This window comes from Chromobacterium sp. INPA-IVC (assembly GCF_059047085.1).
On record NZ_JBTNLS010000007.1, the window covers coordinates 43,103 to 62,371 of the forward strand.

Genomic DNA, 19,269 nt, shown 5'->3' on the forward strand with positions numbered 1-19,269 from the left:
AAATGCGAATGGTATAGCCTGATGAATCAACACCTTGCATAGGCGGGACAGACCATGCACCGACTGCATCCCAATCTGCGACCCTGGCTGGCCGAGCTCAACCAGCAGACTGCGCAACGTCTGGCCGAAGGCTACAAGCCGACGGCGATAGGCGCGCGGGAAGCATTGGCGCAGTTGACCGCGCAGATGGTCGCGCCCGGGCCGGACATCGCCTGGGTGAACGATGATCTGGTGCCGGGCGGCGCTTACGCCGTGCCGGTGCGCATCTACCATCCCGCGCCCAAAGAGGCGTTGCCGGTGCTGGTCTTTCTGCACGGCGGCGGCCACATGGCGGGAAGCGTCAGCGTCTACGACGGCATCAACCGCCGCCTCGCCGCCGCCAGTCGCCACATCGTCGTCGCCGCCGAATACCGGCTGTCGCCGGAAAACCCCTACCCGGCCGGCCTGGATGACGCGCTGAGCGTGGCCAGGCATGTGTGGCGAACGCTGGACGAACGCGGACTGGCCTACCGGCGGCGCCTGTCGCTGGCCGGCGACTCCGCCGGCGGCGCGCTGTGCGCCAGCCTCTGCGGCCTTGCCGACCCATCGCTTGAGATTGCGCGCCAGGCGCTGATCTATCCCTGCGTCGACTACACGCTGGCGCAGCCATCGGTGGCGGAAAACGGCGAAGGCCTCTTCCTGACCCGGGCCCGCACCGACTGGTATTTCGACAATTATTTCCAGCATGGCGAAGACCGCGGCCAGGCATCGCCGCTGCATTGGGCGCTGGATGCCCCGCCGCCCGCGACGCTGGTGATCACCGCCGGCCGCGACATCCTGCGCGACCAGGGCCAGTTGTACGCGAACAAGCTGCAGGCGGCCGGCGCCGAAGTGGAGCGGCTGCATCTGGAAGACCAGGTGCACGCCTTCCTCAACATGGAGGCGCTGGTGCCGGAAGTATGCGACCTGGCTTATCGCCGCATCGGCGCCTTCCTCAATGCCGGCTGAACGCCTGCCTCACGGCCTGCGCGCTGAAATCCTTCAACTTCGGGACGCGCGCCTCCCGGCGCATGATGCGTCTCAGTAGTTTTCCGGGAAGAAGTGCCGCTCGGTCAGCTCGATCAGGATATGCAGCACCTTGATGTGCAGTTCCTGCACGCGGTCGGCGTAGCTGCCGCCCGGGGTGTTGACGTAGACGTCGGCCAGCGGCTCCAGCTTGGTGCCGGCGCGGCCGGTCAGGATCACCACTTTGACGCCCAGCTCGCGCGCCACTTCGGCGGCGCGGATCACGTTGCGGCTGTTGCCGCTGGTGCTCAGGCCGATCAGCACATCGCCGGCGCGGGCGTGGCTTTCCAGGTAGCGGGCGAAAATCTCGTCATAGCCGTAATCGTTGCCGACGCAGCTGATGTGGCTGGGGTCGCTGATGGCGATCGCCGCCATGCCGCGGCGGTTGTCGCGGTAGCGGCCGGTGAGTTCTTCAGCGAAGTGCATCGCGTCGCACATCGAGCCGCCATTGCCGCAGGAAAACACGCGGCCGCCGGATTCGAGCGCGCCGATGATCGCCTGCGCCGCCGCTTCCACGGAGGCGAGCGACTGCGGGTTGGCCAACAGATTGTCGAGCGCGGTCTTGGCCTCGCCCAGACTGGCGCGGATATGGTCTTGCATGATGAATTCCGTTGCTTGGTCAGGCTCTAGTGTACACCTGATGGCCAGCCTGCACGGAGCGGCCGGCGTCTAGCCAGGCCTATCAAGGCGGCATCGATCGCGCGGCGGGCGCAGCCAGAAAACCCGACGTGCGTCAGGATGCGCGCCGACGCGTTCAGGCGATCTGCCGGCCGAACCACACCACCCGCCCGATCACTTCGAACTCGCCGGCTGAGCGGGACAGATCCACGGTGAAAGTTTCATACAAGGGGTTGGCGCTCTTCACCTGCACCGCGCCGCCGGGCAAGCGTTGCAGCTGCTTGACGAAGATGTCATCGCCGATGCGGATCACGAACAGGCCTTCGCCGGGGTTGCGCTCGGCCGTATTGACCAGGATGGTGTCCCGGTCTTCCAGCACGCCACTCATGCTGTCGCCCTTGACGCTGATCACCACCAGATCGCGCGGCGAAGCGTTCAAATAGTTCTTCACCCAATAACGGCGGAAGGCCATATAGAACATTGGCTGCTCGCCGGCGGCGCTGGTTCCAAAACCGGCCGACGCCTTCAAGTTATAGCGTGGTATGAAACAGAACTCTTCTTGTACTCCGGCAGGGATTTCGTGCTCATCGGCGTCGCTGCGCGGGGGCAAGGCCGGCAGTCCCGCCGGTTGCGCGGCCTCATGCGCCTGCGCGCGCTCGTCCTGCATCGGGCCATCGCCGTACAGCAGCCATTCGACCCGGCAACCGCTGCCGGCCGCGATCTTTTGCGCGGTTCCGACCCGCGGAACGCCGCCCTTGTACCACATATTGGTGAACGACCCCTTGTTGAGACCGTGGCGCGCCGCCCAAGCGTAGGGCTTCTCGCTGCCGATCAATAGTTCCAGGCGCTGCCGGAAATCGGTCTGTTGCTGCGAATTTTCCATTTGGAACTCCATCGGAAGTCATGCACGGTTGGAGCGGTGCTCCAGATTACCATTGCATTGTCATTTTGTCGAATGTAACTGACATAAGTAGTGACATCCCGTTGCTTGTTTAGTTCAAAAGCAAGGCATACAATAGCAATCATACTTCATAAGTAGTTCTACTGATTAGCAATGATACTTATAAAAGTGCTAAAATATGAGCACTCTACTACCATAGCAGTTCTAAAAACTGACCGCGTAAAACCTTGGTTCGCCCTAGGTTAACCCTGTTAAAACTATAACTCATTTAGAACTATTTGTCTGCCAAGGCCCTTAGAGGGCTTTCAGGAGCTCACGTGATGACTACAGCCGCGCAATATCCCGCTCTGCCCTCCACCATGCAACTGGTCGCTCAGCTGATTGGCATGCCGCGCACTTTGCAGCTAGTGCAGGCGCTGGGCGGAACCACCCTGCCCTTCTCCAAGAACCAGAGCCGCGCAGGCCAGCTGCGCTTCGCCGCGCTGGTGGAGGTGATCGGCCAAGAGGCGGCCGAGCGGCTGACCGGCCATTTCGGCGGCGACATCCTCTATATCCCGCGCTGCAGCACCGCGCTGCGCCAGGCCCGCAATCAACAGATGATCCGCGACTTCGACGCGATGCTGGTGGAAGGCCTCGGCGCCAACGAAGCGGTGGGCGTGCTGGCGATGCGCTATCGCCTCAGCGACCGCATGGTCTGGCGCGTGCTGAAAACCCCGCCGGCCGATTACGAAGTGCACTGATCCCCGGCACGGCGCCGCCGAGGGCCGCCTACCCGCCTCCCAGGCCGAGCAACGCATTTCATCAGGCAAAGGAGACCTCATGGCAAGCCGAGCCATTTCCGATCTGCACCCGCAACTGCAGCCGCTGGCTGAAACCTTTCTGCGCCTGTGCCGGGACCAGGGCGTGGACCCATTGCTGATCTGCACCTGGCGCTCGGCCGCCGAGCAGGAACAGTTGTACCGCCGGGGCCGGGAACTGCCCGGCGTCATCGTCACCTACGCGCGTCCCGGCGAATCGGCCCACAACGCGATGCTGCACGGCAATCCCGCCGCCCGCGCCTTCGACGTGGTTCCGCTCCACGCCGGCAAGCCCATCTGCGACATCGACCATCCTCACTGGCAGGTGATGGGGCGGATCGCCCAGTCCTTGGGCTTGTACTGGCACGGCACGCTGGAAGCGCCGCTGCATGAGATACCCCATTTCCAACTGTCACTGGAGAAATGAGCATGCGCCTCGCCGACCTGCTCCGCCATCCGCGCAGCCGCCGTCTCAGCCACAGCCGGCTGTGGGCCAATATCGCCTGCGCCGCGGCCACCATCATGTTTCTGGTCAATGGCTGGCGCGGCGCGCTGACTGCCGACATCTGGCTGATCTATCTGGGCGTGGTCGGCGGCTACTCGGCCACGCTGCGGCTGATCGCCGCCTATCGCGACCGGAGCCGAACATGATCCCCACCTCCTTTCTCCGCCTGGGTTCCGGCCTGCTGCTGCCGCTGCTCGCCGCCGCCGGCGGTTACGCGCTGGGCAACAGCCAGAGCCGCCAGTACTGGCAAACCAAGCTGCAGGCCACCGTCGCCGAGATGCAATCGACTGACAGCCGCGCGCAACAACAACGCCAGGCCGCAGCCATGGAATTGCAGCGGCAGTGGCGCCAACGCATCGATCAACTGGAAAGCCGGCTGCTGGAACAACAGCAGGCGCTGCAAGCGCAACAACGGCGACAAGCGCAAAGGATAGACGATGTCACCCGCAACGATGGTCCCCGCTTTACTGGCCTTGGCCCTGACAGCCTGCGCCTCTACCGCCAGCTCCTCGGCTATCCCGACGAGCTGCCCGGCGCCCAGCCCCTACCTGCTGGAGCTGCCGCCCAAGCCTCCGGCGCCGATGCCGGGCTACCGGCGCCCGATCTCCTCGCCCACGCCGCCGACTACGGCGCCTGGTGCCAGCAACTGGAGCAACGCCTTGTCGCCCTGAAACAACTCTACTCTCAACAGGAACCCACACCATGACCGACTTCTTCGACCGGGCCAGCGAGCTGGAAACCGAATTCCGCGAGCAGGCGCTCGCCCGCCACTTCGAGCAATGGCGCCAAAGCGGCCTCAGCCATTGCGAAGACTGCGGCGATCCGATTCCCGGCCCCCGCCGGGCGGCGATCCCCAGCTGCACCCGCTGCGTGCTGTGCCAGCAACTGGCCGAGAAGTGAGAGGTTTCACGTGGAACACGACAACCTGCTGGCCCTGGGCCGCATAGAAGGCAAGCTTGACATGATCGTCGCCCACCTCGCCAAACAGGACAAGAAACTGGAAGAGCTGGACGGCCGTCTGCGCGACGTCGAAATCCAGGCCGCCAAGAGCGGCGCGGTATCCGGCGCCCTGTCCGCGCTGCTGGTCACCCTGGCCGGCGAACTGCTCAAGCGCCTAGTGCACTGACACCCCTCAGCTAAGCCCCGACGCCGCCCGGCGTCACACTCTCCCCATCCTCACCATCGTTCCAAGGAATGACCATGTCCATGCTGATTTCCGTGCAAACCGCCATCGCCGACCGCCTGCGCCAAGGCATGGGCCGGATGGTGCGCGAAGTGGCGGCGGACCTGGACGAAACCGCCCTGTGCGGCCTGCAGCTGGCCCACGGCGATTACGCCAGCCGGCTCACCCCGGGCCAGTCCAGCCCCACCATCAATCCCCAGGCGCTGGCCAGGCTGCCGGCGCTGTGGACCGTGGCCGGCGGCATCACGTCCAGCCAACCGCAGGCCAGCCAGCGTCTGCGCTACAAGGCCAACGCGCTGTTCACCGTCATCGTCGGCGACCGCTTGCAAGCCGACGCCAACTACGCCGGCGCCGGCGTCTGGCAATTGGTCTACGCCGCGCGCCGCCTGCTGGCCTCGCAGGATTTCGGCCTGGCGGTGAACCCGCTGCTGCCGGAAAAAGTCCGCCCGCTGGGCCAGGCCCCGCGCGACGGCCAGCCATGGAGCCTGGTGGCCTGCGACTTCAGCACCTATTGGCTGGACGAGGCGCTGGACAACGGCCACTGGCCGTCGCCGCAAACTGACGCCGATCCGGACGCGCTGTTCCGCGCCTTCGGCGGCCGGCTGGAAGATCCGGCCAAGACCTGGCAGAGCACTCAGCTCAACTACAGCCTGGCCGGTTCCGCCGGCGTCAAGGCCCAGGACGTAGTCGCCAATCCCGCGCCGCAACCCAAGTAACCGCTTTCCCCTCGCCGCGCCAACCGGCGCGGCACCTCCCCAACCGCCACACCAGGAGCCTTTCCTTATGGCTAGCGCCAACATCAGCTTCGACCAGATTCCGGCCTCCATCCGCAAGCCGGGCAAATACTTCGAGTTCAACACCAAACTGGCGGTGCGCACGCTGCCGGGTAATCCGCAGCGCGTGCTGGTGATCGGCCAGCGCCTGGCCGACACCGCCGCGCAGCCGGCGCTGGCCGCGCTGGATGTGTTCAGCGACGACCAAGCCGCCCAGGCATTCGGCCGCGGCTCCAACGCCCACCTGATGGCGCGCGCCGCGATCAACGCCAACCCCTACCTGCAGCTGACCGTCATCGGCGTCGATGACGCGGCCGCCGGCACCGCCGCTTCCGGTTCCTTCACCTTCAGCGGCCCGGCCGCCGCCGCCGGCGTGCTGAGCCTGTTCATCGGCGCCGTCCGCGTCGATGTGGCCGTCGCCGCCACCGACGATCCGACCAAGATCGCCGCCAACGCGCAAGCCGCCATCGCCAAACTGACCGACCTGCCGGTAACCGCGTCCGCGGCCAAGGAAGTGCTGACCCTCACCGCCCGCCACAAGGGCAGCATCGGCAACGGCGTCGCGCTGAAGGCGCAGGAACAGATCGCCGGCCTCGGCGTCGTCGTCGCCCCGATGAAAGGCGGCGCCGGCGATCCGGACCTCGCTCCGGCCCTGGCCGCAGTGGTGAGCGGCGGCCACCAGATCATCGCCAGCCCGTTCACCGGCGACGCCGCGCTGACCGCGCTGCGCAATCACCTGGACTTCGTGTCCGGCCCGCTGGAACAACGCGGCGCCATCGGCGTGATCGCCACCACCGGCGCGCTGGCCGACGCCTCCACCTTGTCCGCCAAGCTGGACAGCGGCCGCATCACCGCCGCCTGGTACCGCGGCTCGGCCAAGCTGTCGGCCGACATCGCCGCCGCCTACGCCGCCGTGATCGCCAGCGAGGAAGATCCGGCCCGTCCGCTGAACACCCTGGAGTTGAAGGGTCTGGACGTGGTGGATCTGGCTTCCCGCACCAGCCGCACCGAGCAGGAAAACGCGCTGTACAACGGCGTGACCCCGCTGGAAGTGGCCGCCGGCGACCGCGTGCAGATCGTGCGCGCCATCAGCACCTACACCAAGGACGCGCAAGGCGTGGACGACGTCTCGCTGCTGGACATCACCACCATCCGCACGCTGGACTACGTGCGCCGCGCCTGCCGCGAGCGCATCGCGCTGCGCTTCCCGCGCGAGAAGCTGTCCGACCGCACCCCGTCCAAGGTCCGCTCCGAGCTGCTGGACGTGCTGTACAAGCTGGAAGAGCTGGAAATCATCGAGCAGGTTGAAGCCAACAAGGCCGGCCTGATCGTCGAGCGCGACCTGCAGGACGCCAACCGCCTGGACGCCAAGATCCCGGTGGACGTGGTCAACGGCCTGCACGTTTTCGCCGGCCGCATCGACCTGCTGCTGTAAGCGCGCGCGGCGAGGCGGCTGATTCCGCAGCCCCAGTCCGCCTCGTCCCTTCTCCCATTCCCAATCTCCCCGCCGGCCGGGCCGCCGCCCGGCCGGCACATCCCGAATCGAAAAGGAAAGTCTCATGGCTTTGAAAGAATACGCAGGCTCCATCGTCCTGGAAGTGAACGGACAGGAAATCGACGTCATCGACCTCAACGTCAGCAGCCGCACCGGCCGCAAGGTGGTGAAGACGATGAACTCCAGCGGCCGCGCCAAGGGCTTCGCCCGCGGCATCTCCGAATACGACCTGGCGGTCACCGTCTCCATCCCGCTGACCGGCGACCTGGACTGGGAAGCGATCGAAGGCGCCAAGCTGACCGAATTCCCGCTGGCCCCGGGCGGCAAGCGCACCAGCTACCTGGACTGCTTCACGCTGGAAGTCGGCGAGAAATACGGCGTGGAAAGCGAAGCGCGCCGCGATATCAAGCTGATGTCGCTGCGAAAGGTCGTTGAATAAACCCCAACCGTCTTGAAACCAGCGCGGTGCGCCATGCGCATCGCGCTTTCTTGGAAATGGATGCGAGATGAGCAAGAAACAGACTAGTCATACTGCCGCCAACAATAAAACGGTTCTGATTAACGCCATGCTACAGGCAGGCATTCGCGACCCTAAAGAGCAGGCGATGTTTCTGGCACAGACTGCCCATGAAAGCCTGAATTTCAGTAGTATGCGCGAGGGAAACTACCGTACAGCCAGCAATTTTCTAAACACCTTTAAGAAAAGACTCAACGCGCAAGGGATCACCACGACACAGCAGGCTCAGGCGCTGATCAACTCTGGACAAGATAAAGTCTATGACGCCATTTACGGTGGGCGCATGGGCAATAAAAACTCAGGGGACGGCATCAAATATCGTGGTCGCGGCTTCGTACAGCTAACCGGACGCGATGCATATGCAGCAGCCAGTCAAGCGCTTAAGCTTGATCTCGTCAATCATCCAGAATTGGCAGAAAACCCCGACAATGCTGCCAAAATCGCCATCTGGTACTGGCAGAAATATAAAACAGGTTTGGCTGAAGCGGCACGGGCAGGCAATGTCAAACAGGCGACCCAGATTCTTAACGGTGGCCAAAATGGCTATGCCGATAGAAAGACAAAATACGAGCAGTATCTAAACCAAGGTCCGATTACAACATCGCCTCCAGCCTCTCCTTCACAATCTACACCATCTCCTTCTCTCGTAACACAGCATGCGGAAGCGGCCAAGCCTGTCGTTCATACCCCGCCTCCACAAGGCAGGCCCCAGGCAAAAAAAGCCACTGAATCGGCTACTGCACAGCCTGCGACTCAATCTCCGCACACAAACCAAGAGTCCATCCTGTCCCAGCGCGGCCGCTTCAACGGCTACAAGTACCTGTACGGCGGCAACGGCCAGAAAGACGCCAAGGGCGTCAACCGCATCGACTGCTCCCATTTGGTCAACCAGGCGCTGACGGGCGCGGGCTACGCCATTCCGTACCAAACCACGGCGGGCATGGCAAATTCCAAATACTACGAGGAAGTCGACGCCAAAGACGTCAAACCCGGCGACATCGCGCTGTGGCAGGGAAACAAGAACCATACCGGCATCGTCGAGGCTTACGACGCAAAAATGGGCAAAGGCAGCTTCTTCGGCGCGCAGTCCAAGAAAGGCGCGTCCAGCGCCCAAATGGGCAAGGGCGCATGGTGGGGACAGCCGCAAAAATTTTTGCGCCCCAAGGCTGAATATCTGAAAGCGCCTGCGCAAGCTCAAGGGAAGGAGGCCCATGCGCCTGCGGCACAGAAACCCGTAGCCCAAGCCGCGCATAAGCCAGCTAACCAGCCGAAGCCAAAAGCGGCCGCAGCCAACGCAAGCCAGCCTACCCCGCAAACCATCGGGGATGACAAGATCCAACAATTACTTCGTTCTGAAGACAAGACGCGGCAATACCGACTCAATAACGGCACGACTGAAACTCGGACCGGCGGTTCACGTTCCTGGCGCGACAACAATCCCGGCAATATGAAATTTGGCTTCACCGGCAGCGAGGAGGCCACCAAGCACCTCAAGGTAAGCAAAGCCAAGGCTTTGGCCAGGGCTCAAAAGAAATACCAGGGCGTCGTCGATCTGGACCACAACGGCTACGCCATTTTCGAGAGCCAGGCAGCAGGCCGCGCCGCGCAGGCTCAGCTGCTGTTTCACGATCATGCCAATCATTCGGTGGAAGAGATGCTGCCGGGCTATGCCATGGATGATCACTCCGGCAAGGCAGACCATCAGAAATACGCCGAGATGATCTACAAGACAGCAGCCAAACGCGGTCTGGACTTGCACGGCAAAAAACTGAAAGACATGACGACCGCGGAACGCGACGCACTGCAAGACGGCATGCAAAGAATGGAAGGCTTCAAAGCCGGCAAGGTGGACGTCAGCGGTACGGCCCATCCTGCCGCTCAGGCCCAGGCCGCGCCACCCGCCGCACCCGCAGCAAAAGCGCCGACGCCGACGCCCGCCGCAGCCAAGCCGCTTCCCAAACCGACAGCGTCCGCCAATCAGCCCAAGGCCCAACCCAAGCCGGCCGCGCCGCCTAAGAAACCCGCCGCAGCCAGCCAAGCGCCCGCGGCGGTAGGCAACGCCGCCGAGGCGCAGCTGTCCGCATTGATCGCGCAGCTCAGCGCCGCGCTGACGCAATTGACCCAACCGCTGCGCGTGGTGGTCGACGTGCAAAACGGCAACATCGTCGCCGCCGTCAACGCCGCCAACAGCCAACAACAAAGGAGGAGCTGATGTTCAGCCTCAATGTGTTCGCCGGCCTGTCCGCCGGCCCCCTGGTGGACGCCAGCTTCCGCGGCGTGCGCTTTGATTGCCTGAAGAGCGTGGACAGCGCGCAGCGCGACCAGGCGATGCACGAATACCCGTACAAGGACGGGGCCGACGTGGAGGACCTGGGCCGCAAGGCGCGCAAGGTGTCGCTGTCGGCGATGTTCTGGGGCAAGGATTACCAGCACCGGCTGCGCGAGTTCGTCGCCGCGCTGGACGCCGCCGGCCCGGGCGAGCTGGTCCACCCGGTGTTCGGCAGCATGCCGCAGGCCCAGGTGGTGGATTACCAGATCAGCCACGATGCCGACGCCACCGACTCCTGCACCGTGGAAGTCAACTGGGTGGAAGCCACGCCGGGCAATCCCTTCTTCGCCGCCAAGAAGACGCTGCCGCAGGTGGAGGCCATCTCGTCGCAGGTGGACAAGCTGCGCCAGATGGCCGGCGAGGCCTTTTCCAAGGCCCAGGGCCTAGTGGCCACCGCCAAGGGCGCGCTGGCCCGCGTCGCCGCGCTGCGCCAGCAACTGACCGCCACCGTCCGCCAGCTGGCCGCGATGGCCAATCAGGCGGTGGCCCAGGTGACCGACCTGCTCGCCTATCCGCAAGCTTTCGTCGCCCAGGCCAAGCAGCTGGTGGATGAGGCGGCCAACTGGCGCTTCGATCTGAAAGCGGAGATCGGCCCGCTGCCGGCGCTGAAAACCGCCGCCGAGATGTCGTCGGCCACGCTGGCCGACTGGAAGGCATTGCGCCGCCGGCTGGAAGGCCTGCCGGACGCGGTGCGCCAGGGCATCTCGCCGATATCCGCCAGCGCCTCGCTGTCGGTGTGGAGCGACGACCAGCGCCGCATCGACGCGCTGCTGCAGCTGAACGTGTCCACCAAGCTCGCCTCCGCCGCCGGCGGCATCTTCGCCAGCGAATCGCAGAAACCGACGCTGACGCCGCCCGCGCTGGAACAGATCGCCGGCGACGTGCGCGCCTCGCTGCAGACCACGATAGACCAGTGGCGCGCCGCGCTGCCGGCCGAGGACGCCTACAAGGTGGTGGATGGCCTGCGCGAGCTGGGCCTGCAGGTGCAGCAAGGCGCCGCCGCGCTGATCGCCGCCAAGCCGCCGCTGCTGAAACGCAAGGTGGAATCCGTCTGCAATCTGCGCCAGCTGGCCCACCTGTGGTATGGCGACAGCGAGCGCGCCGCCGAGCTGCTGCGGCTGAATCCGCAGCTGTCCCAACCCAACCATCTGACTCCGGGGACCCTGGTCTATGGCTACGCCAGCTAATCACACCGTCAGCCTGCAGATAGGCGGCCGCCAGCACGGCGACTGGACCCACTACTCGGTCGACTCCGACCTGGTCGTCGCCGCCGATGCCTGGCAGGTGTCGCTGGGCCTGCCCGGCGGCATCTTCCCGCCCGACGTAGAGCCGGGCGCGCTGGTCAAGGTGCTGGTCGGCGACGAAACGGTGCTGATGGGCCGCATCGACGACATCAGCCACAGCGTCGCTTCCGGCAGCCACCAGCTGGCGCTGTCCGGCCGCGACCTGGCCGGCATGCTGCTCGACTGCAGCGCGCCGCTGTTCACCGGCAAGGGCATGACGCTGCAGGACGTGCTGGACAACGTGGTGAAGCCGCTGGGCATCGCCAGCATCCGCGTCGACGCCAAGGCCAAGGGGCAGATCGAGAAGATCAACGTCGACCCCGGCAACAGCGCCTGGGACGTGCTCACCCGCGCCGCCCAGGCCAACGGCCTGACCGCCTGGTTCGACCCGGACGGCACCCTGGTGGTGGGCGGCCCGGACTACAGCCGGCCGGCCAGCGCGCGGCTGATCCTGCGCCGCGACGGCAAGGGCAACAACGTGCTCAGCCTGGCGGAGACCCGTTCCCACGCGCAGCGCTATTCCGAGCTGACGCTGCTGGGCCAGGGCCACGGCCAGTCGCTGACGCCTGGCCGCCACGCGATGCAACACCACGTCTTCGATTCCGACGTCTGCTACCACAAGCCGCGCATCCAGGTGGAGCCGGACGCCGCCAGCCCGGCCGAGCTGGCCGCCCGCGCCGACAAGATGCTGGCCGACGCCCGCCTGGCCGGCTACACGCTAACCGCCACCGTGGCCGGCCACCGCGACAGCCAGGGCGCATTGTGGACGCCGGGCCAGCGCATCGAGGTGGAAAGCGAGCCGCACGGCATCAACGGCACCTATTTCCTGATGTCCCGCACTTTCGAGGGCGGCCGCGGCCAGGGCAGCGTCACCCGGCTGACGCTGAAGGAAGACAAGTGCTGGATTCCGGTGATGCGCGCCGGCAAGCAATAAGGAGAAAACACATGTGGCATGAAGTAGACCAACGCATCCGCCGCGCCTTCAGCAATGTGCGCCAGGGCTTCCGCGCGGTGCTCACCCACGTCGACAGCGACGGCGGCGTGCAGGCGGTGCAGGCCGACGCGCTGGCCGGCGAGCGGCTGCAGGACGCCGAGCTGTTCCAGCATTACGGCTACACCTCCAACCCGCCGCCGGGCAGCATGGCCATGGTGCTGCCGCTGGGCGGCCGCACCACCCACAGCGTGGTGATCGCCACCGAGCACGGCAGCTACCGGCTGCAATCGCTGCAACCCGGCGAAGTGGCGCTGTACAGCGACGAAGGCAGCAAGATCGTGCTCAAACGCGGCAGGATCATCGCCGTCGAGTGCGACACCTTCCAGCTCGACTGCAAGACCTGGCAGGTCAATGCCAGCGAACAGGCCAGCTTCGCCACGCCCAAGCTGAACGCCAGCGCGCAATTCATCGCCCAGGGCCAGATCAGCGGCAACGGCGGCCTGGCCATCCAGGGCGGCAGCGGCGCCAGCGTCAACGGCGACATCAAGTTGTCCGGCTCGATGAATGCCAGCGGCGACGTCAAAGCCAGCGGCAAGAGCCTGGCCTCCCACACCCATGACGCGCCGAATGGTCCCACCAGCCCGCCCAAGTAAGCCGCGCCACTGACCGGCGTCCTCTGATCCTCCAACCGCCAAACCCGGAAAATAACGCCATGGACCCACTATTGGACCCCATCACCGGCGACTACGCCGGCGGCTCCACCGACACCCTCGCCAACGCCGTCTACCTCCGTCTGATGACCCCGCTGGGCGGCTGGTGGGCCGACCCGACGCTGGGCTCGCGCCTGCATGAGCTGTCCCGCAGCAAGGACAGCAGCCGCATCGACCTGTTGGCCTGCCAATACGCCGAGCAGGCGCTGCAGCCGCTGCTGCAGGACGGCCGCGCCAGCCGCGTCCAGGTGTCGTCGCAACGGCAAGGCCCCGGCCGGCTGCTCCTGAACATCGAAGTCGCCGAAACCGGCGGCCACATCCGCCATTTCCAACACCAAGTGAGGATAGCCTGATGCCTCTGTCCACTCCCGATTTCGCCAGCATCCGCGACACGCTGCTGCGCGACCTGCAAAACCTGCGCGCCGATGCCGACATCGCGCCGGACAGCGATTACTTCGTCCGCGCCAGTTCGGTGGCCAGCGCGGTGGAGGGCCTGTACCAGCACCAGAGCTGGATCGCCCGCCAGATCTTCCCCGACACCGCCGACAGCGAATATCTGGAACAACACGCCCGCCTGCGCGGCATCGTGCGCAAGCCGCCTACCGCGGCCAGCGGCACGCTGCGCATCAACGGCACCGCCGGCGCCGTCGTCACCGGCAGCTTGCAGCTGCGGGTGGGCGAACAGCTGTACGCCACCCCGGCCACCAATCCCGACGGCAGCCCGTACTCGGTCCGGCTGGACGACAACAAGCAGGCCGAGCTGCCTGTCTTCGCCAGCCAGGCCGGCAGCGCCGCCAATCAGCCGGACAATCTGCCGGTGGAACTGATGCAGGCGCCGTCCGGCGTCGGCGCCAAAGCGCTGCTGCTCAGCATGCGCAACGGCGTGGACGTGGAGGACGACGCTGCCCTGCTGGACCGGCTGCTGGAACTGATCCGCCGCCCGCCGGCCGGCGGCAACAAGCACGACTACCGCCGCTGGGCGATGGAAGTGAAAGGCGTCTCCGCCGCCTACGTCTACCCGCTGCGCCGCGGCCTGGGCACCGTGGACGTGGTGATCACCGCCAACGGCGACCTGCCGTCGCAGGAAATCCTCGCCAATGTGCAGAGCCACATCGAAGACCTGCGCCCGGTCACCGCCAAGAGCTGCCTGGTGCTGGCGCCGACGCCGCGCCCGGTGGACATCGACGTGGCGCTCAATCTGGGCGGCGCGAACCTGGACGCGTTCACGCCGCTGTTGCAGCAAACGCTGCAAGCCTACTTCGCCGGCCTCGCCCCGGGCGAGCGGCTGGTCAAGAGCCGGATCGAAGCGCTGATCTCCGACCTGCCCGGCGTGCAGGACCGCCAGCTCAACGGGCCGGCCGGCAATGTCGATCCGATCTCCGATGAGAAGGTGGTGGAATGGCTGCGGCTGGGCAAACTAACCGTGGGGCCGCTGAAATGACGCCGCAACCACCCTATCAGGATTTGCTGACCCGACTGCTGCCGCCGGTCAGCTACAGACCGGACGGCCCGCGGCTGCAGGCTGAACTGGCCAGCGAGGGCGCGGCGCTGGACCGTACCCAGAACTCCGCCCGCCAACTGGCCGGCGCCGTCACCCCTCAGCAGGCCGAAGCCATGCTGCCGGACTGGGAGCGGGTATGCGGGCTGACGCCGCCGCCCGACGCGCCCTACCAGCAACGCCAGCAGGCGGTGCTGGCCAAGCTGGCCGAAACCGGCGGCCTGTCCATCCCCTACTTCACCCGGCTGGCCGCCGGCATGGGTTACAAGATCCAGATCGCCGAGCCGCAACCGTTCCGCGCCGGCGTCAACCGCGCCGGCCAGCAGCTGTGGAGCGCCGACATCCCTTGGGTATGGCAGGTGACGGTGTTCGGCAGCAAGGTGCGCCCCTACCAGTTCCGCGCCGGCCAGTCGCTGGCGGGCGAGCGCTTGTGCGCCTTCGGCGACCCCAGGCTGGAAGAGCTGTTCAACGATCTCAAGCCGGCTCATACCTTCGTCTACTTCGCCTACCAGCCGTAAACCGTCTCCCGACGCGCGCCTCCCGCGCGTTTCTCCCCGCCTTTTCCCTCCCCGGCGCCGATCCTCAATCGGCCGTCCCTGTTCCATCCTTTTCCAGGAGCGCCTCATGCAAGACCCGATCAAGCCCGTTCCCACGCCGGACCAGAAGTTCCACGACGGCAACCCCTCCACCGGCGAGCTGGGCACCATCGTCTCCGCCAGCTGGCTGAACACCGTGCAATCCGCCATCCAGGCCACTCAGCAGGAAGTACTGTCCGTGATCGGCAGCAACAACGGCCAGCCAGCCGATCCGGCGCGTCAGGACCAGCTGCTGCAGGCGATCAAGCAACTGGCCTGGGGCGGCAACGCCAAACCGACTACCCTGGCGGGCTACGGCATCGCCGACGGGCTGGCCATGCGGCCGCAGCTAGGCGACAAGGTCGACTTGAACAACATCACCGACGACGGCCTGTATCACAATCCCGCCAACGCTTACGCCGCCAACGGCGCCAATTACCCGGCGCCGTACGCCGGCTTGCTGTTTGTCTTTGCCGATGGCGAGATGGTCTACCAACAGTATCAGTGCTACAACAACGCCGGTTGCTGGTACCGCTGCCGCTACCGCGGCAACTGGAGCCAATGGCAGAAGCTGGCCGACGCCGCCACCACGCTGGCCGGCTACGGCATCACCGACGGCGCGACCAAGGCCGAGCTGAAGGCGGCGGTGGACGGCTTGGTCAGCGGCGCGCCGGGCGCGCTGAACACGCTGCAGGAACTGGCGGCGGCGCTGGGCAACGACAACAACTTCGCCTCCACCATCACCAACAAGCTGGCCGGCAAGGCCGACAAATCCAGCTCGCTGGCCGGCTACGGCATCAACACGCTGGCGCTGTCCACCGCGCAAACCTCGCAGATCATCAAGACCACGCCCAACGTCTACGACAACAATCTCTACACCAGCGGCACGCTGGAACTGCGCTCCACCGGCACCGACTTCCCATCGCTGGGCCTGCATCGCCCCGGCAACAGCGCGGTGGCGCTGGTTCATAAGGGCTATGGCGACGATACGCTGATGCTGAAGGAAGCTACCGGCGGCGAATATCGCGTCTGGCATTCCGGCAACGATGGCTCCATCATCAAGAAACGCCGCTATCGCATATGCGTCGACGACAAGACCTCTCTCGACAACGATGTCACCGCCGGCGAGATGGGCTTCAATTACGCCACCTCCAGCGGCGTCAACGGCCCCTATATCGCCTTCGGGGGCTTGGGCGGCAATAGCGACTACTCCTGCCAGTTGACTGCCGACTACATCAACGGCTACGTGATGCGCTTCCGTACCCGCAACGATGATCAGGCAAAGCGCTGGAACCCCTGGTATACGCTGATCCATGAAGGGCATCTGACCGGCCAGGTCGCTTTCTTCGCGATGTCCGCTCCGCCGCTGGGCTGGCTGAAGGCCAACGGCGCGGCAGTGAGCCGCAAGGACTACCCGTCCCTGTTTGCGGCGCTGGGAACCTACTATGGCGCGGGCGACGGCTCCACCACCTTCAATCTGCCGGACCTGCGCGGCGAGTTCGTGCGGGGCTGGGATGATGGACGCGGCGTGGATGGCGGACGCGGCTTCGGAACTCGGCAAAACCCCACCGCCATTCGCCATCTGATCGATAGGCTGAGCGGGCCCTATGCTCCGGGAACCTCCGCCATTGGGGCATGGAACATCGAGCCAGACTGGACCAACATGAACATAGAAGGCAATAGATCCCCTACCGATCTAAATAACTCTATCTTTTTTGTAGCCAATGCCACGTCTACAAACGGCGCAGGAGATAACGGTGCCTTCTCCACCCGCCCCCGCAACGTCGCTCTGCTCGCCTGCATCAAATACTGAGGAACCCGCCATGTCTGACAACAACAAAACCGTCTACGCCTACCACCCGCAAACCGGCGAATACCAGGGACCGACTGCGGCCGATCCGTCGCCGCTGCAACCCGGCGTCTGGCTGCTGCCCGCCTACAGCACCGAGCTGCAGCCGCCGGTCGCCGCCGAGCGCCAGACCGCCGTCTTCCGCGACGGCGGCTGGACCGTGTCGCCGGACTGGCGCGCCGTCAAACTGTGGAGCATCGACACCGCTCAACCCATCCAGGCGCGCCTGGGCGACACGCCAGACAGCCTGCGCGCCACGCTGCTGCCGCCCTGCGAATTCCCCGCCTGGGACGGCAAAAACTGGAGCATCAACAAAACCGCCCAGGCCGCCGCGCTGGTGGAAAAGACCAACGCCGCATTGAAGCAACGACTGGCCGATGCCTACTCCGCCCGCCGGCCGCTGGAAGACGCCGAGTCCATCGGCATCGCCACCGCCGACGAGCTGCAAAAACTGGCCGCCTGGAAACGCTACTGCGTCGACCTGTCCCGCCTACCGGACCTGGCGATGTGGCCGCGGCTGGTGGACGCCGACTGGCCCAAGCAACCCGGCTAAGCGCAGTTCCAGCCTCCCCCCGAAACGGCAGCCCCGCGCTGCCGTTTTTCGCGCTTGCCACACTGACATCCGTCCACTGAGCCACCGCGCCCGCCTGCCGCACAATCACCGTCATTCCGAATCAGCGACATCTGTCATCGGCCCCGGCGGCCGATTTCTCTTTACCAGCGGGAGGCGCCTCACATGCAAGACCAGCTCAAACCCATCAATAGCCCGGACGGCCTGTTCCACGACGGCAACCCCTACACCGGCGAACTCGGCACCGTGGTCACCTCCGAGTGGCTGAACGGCATGCAGTCGGCGGTACAGTCCGCCCAGCAAGAAATGCTGACCCTGCTCAAGACCAGCGGCCAAAGTCCCGACCCCACGCGCCAGGATCAGCTACTGCAGGCTGTACGCAACATCGCCTGGGGCGGCAACAGCAAGCCCACCACGCTGGCCGGCTACGGCATCGCGGTCGCCAGCCAGGCCGAGGCCGAAGCCGGCACCGACAACATCAAGGCGATGACGCCGCTGCGCGTCGAACAGGCGCTGAACGCCGCCGGCCTGTCCGGCTACGCCAAAAACATCACCAGCGGATCGCTGCAAACCGTGCGTCCCAACGGCATCTATCACGTCGACGCTTTCGGTCAAGTCAGCGGCGCGCCGGAAAAAAGCAACGGCATGCTGCTGGCCAGCTTCCTCAGCGACAAATGGGGCAGCCAGGTCTACTGGATGTGGGGTGGCGCCACTTACGAACAGCGGCTGCAAGACGGCAACTGGCAGCCGTGGGTCAAACTGCTGAAAACAGGGCAGCAAAGCACCCTGGCCGATTACGGCATCACCGATGGCGCCAGCAAAACCGACCTGCAAATCGCGGTCAACAATCTGGTGGCTGGCGCGCCCGGCGCGCTGAACACCTTGCAGGAACTGGCGGCGGCGCTGGGCAACGACCAGAACTTCGCCGCCACCATCACCAACCAGTTGGCTGGCAAGGCAGGCAAGGCCACCACGCTGGCCGGCTACGGCATCGCCGATGCCGCCGCCAAGAACGGCGACGCAAGCCAGGCATTCAATGTCGCGCCTGCCACTCAGGGCCAGCATGCGGTTCAGATGAGCCAACTGTTCGGCGGCCTCAGGGGCATGCAGCAGTTTGCCAACAGCGGCACATTCACCGTGCCGCCTAGCGTGACGCGGATATACGTGACACTGGTCGGCGGCGGAGGCGGCGGCGCAGGGGCAATCTCTGGCGCGCCCTATACCCCCGGCGGCGGCGGGGCTGGAGGCGTCCTTTTCAGAAACCCGCTCACCGTCACCCCGGGACAGGCCATTCCACTGACGATAGGCGCCGGCGGGGCCTGCGGCATCGGCTCCGGCAACGGCGGCACCTATGCCAATAGCACGGGCGGAACCGGCGGCACCACTACCTTCGGCAACCTGAGCATTGGCGGCGGCGGCGGCGGCGCTTGCCAACCCTCTCACTCAAACGGAGGTGCCCCCGGCAGCGCATCGCTGGCCGGCTATGGCGGCCCCGGCAGCGATCTGCCGAATACACGGCCCGACGGCGGCGCGGGCGGCTCCAATATCTTCAGCGCGCCGTCATTTGCCGGCCATGGGCCGCAACCCAGTGTTTTGTATGGCGGCGGCGGCGGCGGCGGTCGAGCTGCCACATATAACTACAATGGCCAGATCGGCGCATCCGGCTTAGTCATCGTTGAATGGTAGG

The 19,269-nt window shown here is 65.5% G+C and carries 22 protein-coding genes; 20 read left to right on the forward strand and 2 right to left on the reverse strand.

The genetic code is table 11. The features are described from left to right. Nucleotides 1–54: 54 nt before the first annotated feature. Nucleotides 55–987 carry an alpha/beta hydrolase gene (locus ACX17K_RS13945; RefSeq protein ID WP_493775267.1) on the forward strand — a complete coding sequence of 311 codons (933 nt, stop codon included), beginning with the start codon at nucleotides 55–57 and terminating at the stop codon, nucleotides 985–987. Between the two features lie 72 nt (nucleotides 988–1,059). On the opposite strand, the gene gmhA is transcribed toward ACX17K_RS13945, so the two are convergent. Together gmhA and ACX17K_RS13955 are read right to left on the reverse strand one after the other, a co-directional pair. Beyond that, nucleotides 1,060–1,644: a D-sedoheptulose 7-phosphate isomerase gene (gene gmhA / locus ACX17K_RS13950; protein ID WP_493775268.1), complete on the reverse strand. Its 585-nt coding sequence runs from the start codon at nucleotides 1,642–1,644 to the stop codon at nucleotides 1,060–1,062. A 154-nt stretch (nucleotides 1,645–1,798) separates the two neighbouring features. Beyond that, nucleotides 1,799–2,545, reverse strand: a complete 747-nt coding sequence (locus tag ACX17K_RS13955) for a S24 family peptidase (protein WP_493775269.1) — start codon at nucleotides 2,543–2,545, stop codon at nucleotides 1,799–1,801. 338 nt (nucleotides 2,546–2,883) lie between these two features. Between ACX17K_RS13955 and ACX17K_RS13960 the strand changes: the two genes are divergently transcribed. The 19 genes from ACX17K_RS13960 (at nucleotide 2,884) to ACX17K_RS14050 (ending at nucleotide 19,268) form a co-directional block, all read left to right on the forward strand. Then, nucleotides 2,884–3,303, forward strand: coding sequence for a Mor transcription activator family protein (locus tag ACX17K_RS13960; protein WP_166441371.1), 420 nt, complete (start codon nucleotides 2,884–2,886; stop codon nucleotides 3,301–3,303). A gap of 79 nt (nucleotides 3,304–3,382) precedes the next feature. Beyond that, entirely contained in the window at nucleotides 3,383–3,787 is a 405-nt protein-coding gene (locus tag ACX17K_RS13965) for a M15 family metallopeptidase (RefSeq protein WP_021475234.1), read from the forward strand. A 2-nt stretch (nucleotides 3,788–3,789) separates the two neighbouring features. Continuing rightward, nucleotides 3,790–4,011 carry a hypothetical protein gene (locus ACX17K_RS13970; RefSeq protein WP_493775270.1) on the forward strand — a complete coding sequence of 74 codons (222 nt, stop codon included), beginning with the start codon at nucleotides 3,790–3,792 and terminating at the stop codon, nucleotides 4,009–4,011. Continuing rightward, nucleotides 4,008–4,571, forward strand: a complete 564-nt coding sequence (locus ACX17K_RS13975; RefSeq protein WP_493775271.1) for a hypothetical protein — start codon at nucleotides 4,008–4,010, stop codon at nucleotides 4,569–4,571. The genes ACX17K_RS13970 and ACX17K_RS13975 overlap by 4 nt, the downstream gene beginning before the upstream one ends. Next, on the forward strand, nucleotides 4,568–4,765 hold the full coding sequence (locus ACX17K_RS13980; RefSeq protein WP_046158005.1) for a TraR/DksA family transcriptional regulator: 198 nt from the start codon (nucleotides 4,568–4,570) through the stop codon (nucleotides 4,763–4,765). The genes ACX17K_RS13975 and ACX17K_RS13980 overlap by 4 nt, the downstream gene beginning before the upstream one ends. A gap of 10 nt (nucleotides 4,766–4,775) precedes the next feature. Next, nucleotides 4,776–4,991 carry a hypothetical protein gene (locus tag ACX17K_RS13985; protein WP_021475230.1) on the forward strand — a complete coding sequence of 72 codons (216 nt, stop codon included), beginning with the start codon at nucleotides 4,776–4,778 and terminating at the stop codon, nucleotides 4,989–4,991. A 74-nt stretch (nucleotides 4,992–5,065) separates the two neighbouring features. Then, nucleotides 5,066–5,764: a DUF1834 family protein gene (locus ACX17K_RS13990; protein ID WP_046158004.1), complete on the forward strand. Its 699-nt coding sequence runs from the start codon at nucleotides 5,066–5,068 to the stop codon at nucleotides 5,762–5,764. A 67-nt stretch (nucleotides 5,765–5,831) separates the two neighbouring features. Further along, nucleotides 5,832–7,256 carry a phage tail sheath subtilisin-like domain-containing protein gene (locus ACX17K_RS13995; RefSeq protein WP_493775272.1) on the forward strand — a complete coding sequence of 475 codons (1,425 nt, stop codon included), beginning with the start codon at nucleotides 5,832–5,834 and terminating at the stop codon, nucleotides 7,254–7,256. Between the two features lie 124 nt (nucleotides 7,257–7,380). Then, complete coding sequence (locus ACX17K_RS14000) at nucleotides 7,381–7,755, forward strand: hypothetical protein (protein ID WP_046158002.1); 375 nt, start codon at nucleotides 7,381–7,383, stop codon at nucleotides 7,753–7,755. Nucleotides 7,756–7,822: 67 nt separating this feature from the next. After that, nucleotides 7,823–10,045 carry a glycoside hydrolase family 19 protein gene (locus ACX17K_RS14005; protein ID WP_493775273.1) on the forward strand — a complete coding sequence of 741 codons (2,223 nt, stop codon included), beginning with the start codon at nucleotides 7,823–7,825 and terminating at the stop codon, nucleotides 10,043–10,045. After that, nucleotides 10,045–11,349 (forward strand): DNA circularization protein, encoded by a 1,305-nt coding sequence (locus ACX17K_RS14010; RefSeq protein ID WP_493775274.1) that lies wholly within the window; start codon nucleotides 10,045–10,047, stop codon nucleotides 11,347–11,349. The genes ACX17K_RS14005 and ACX17K_RS14010 overlap by 1 nt, the downstream gene beginning before the upstream one ends. Next, nucleotides 11,333–12,379 (forward strand): phage baseplate assembly protein, encoded by a 1,047-nt coding sequence (locus tag ACX17K_RS14015; protein WP_231150484.1) that lies wholly within the window; start codon nucleotides 11,333–11,335, stop codon nucleotides 12,377–12,379. Before ACX17K_RS14010 ends, ACX17K_RS14015 begins: the two co-directional genes overlap by 17 nt. 11 nt (nucleotides 12,380–12,390) lie before the next feature. Beyond that, nucleotides 12,391–13,032 (forward strand): phage baseplate assembly protein V, encoded by a 642-nt coding sequence (locus ACX17K_RS14020; RefSeq protein WP_493775275.1) that lies wholly within the window; start codon nucleotides 12,391–12,393, stop codon nucleotides 13,030–13,032. Between the two features lie 59 nt (nucleotides 13,033–13,091). Continuing rightward, entirely contained in the window at nucleotides 13,092–13,442 is a 351-nt protein-coding gene (locus ACX17K_RS14025) for a phage GP46 family protein (protein ID WP_031295414.1), read from the forward strand. Beyond that, nucleotides 13,442–14,530 (forward strand): baseplate J/gp47 family protein, encoded by a 1,089-nt coding sequence (locus ACX17K_RS14030; protein WP_493775276.1) that lies wholly within the window; start codon nucleotides 13,442–13,444, stop codon nucleotides 14,528–14,530. The genes ACX17K_RS14025 and ACX17K_RS14030 overlap by 1 nt, the downstream gene beginning before the upstream one ends. Next, nucleotides 14,527–15,105 carry a YmfQ family protein gene (locus ACX17K_RS14035; RefSeq protein WP_031295412.1) on the forward strand — a complete coding sequence of 193 codons (579 nt, stop codon included), beginning with the start codon at nucleotides 14,527–14,529 and terminating at the stop codon, nucleotides 15,103–15,105. The genes ACX17K_RS14030 and ACX17K_RS14035 overlap by 4 nt, the downstream gene beginning before the upstream one ends. A 106-nt stretch (nucleotides 15,106–15,211) precedes the next feature. Next, nucleotides 15,212–16,975 carry a tail fiber protein gene (locus ACX17K_RS14040; protein ID WP_493775277.1) on the forward strand — a complete coding sequence of 588 codons (1,764 nt, stop codon included), beginning with the start codon at nucleotides 15,212–15,214 and terminating at the stop codon, nucleotides 16,973–16,975. A gap of 10 nt (nucleotides 16,976–16,985) precedes the next feature. Then, nucleotides 16,986–17,564 (forward strand): tail fiber assembly protein, encoded by a 579-nt coding sequence (locus ACX17K_RS14045; RefSeq protein ID WP_493775278.1) that lies wholly within the window; start codon nucleotides 16,986–16,988, stop codon nucleotides 17,562–17,564. A 183-nt stretch (nucleotides 17,565–17,747) separates the two neighbouring features. Then, nucleotides 17,748–19,268 (forward strand): glycine-rich domain-containing protein, encoded by a 1,521-nt coding sequence (locus tag ACX17K_RS14050; RefSeq protein ID WP_493775279.1) that lies wholly within the window; start codon nucleotides 17,748–17,750, stop codon nucleotides 19,266–19,268. Nucleotide 19,269: the final 1 nt, after the last annotated feature.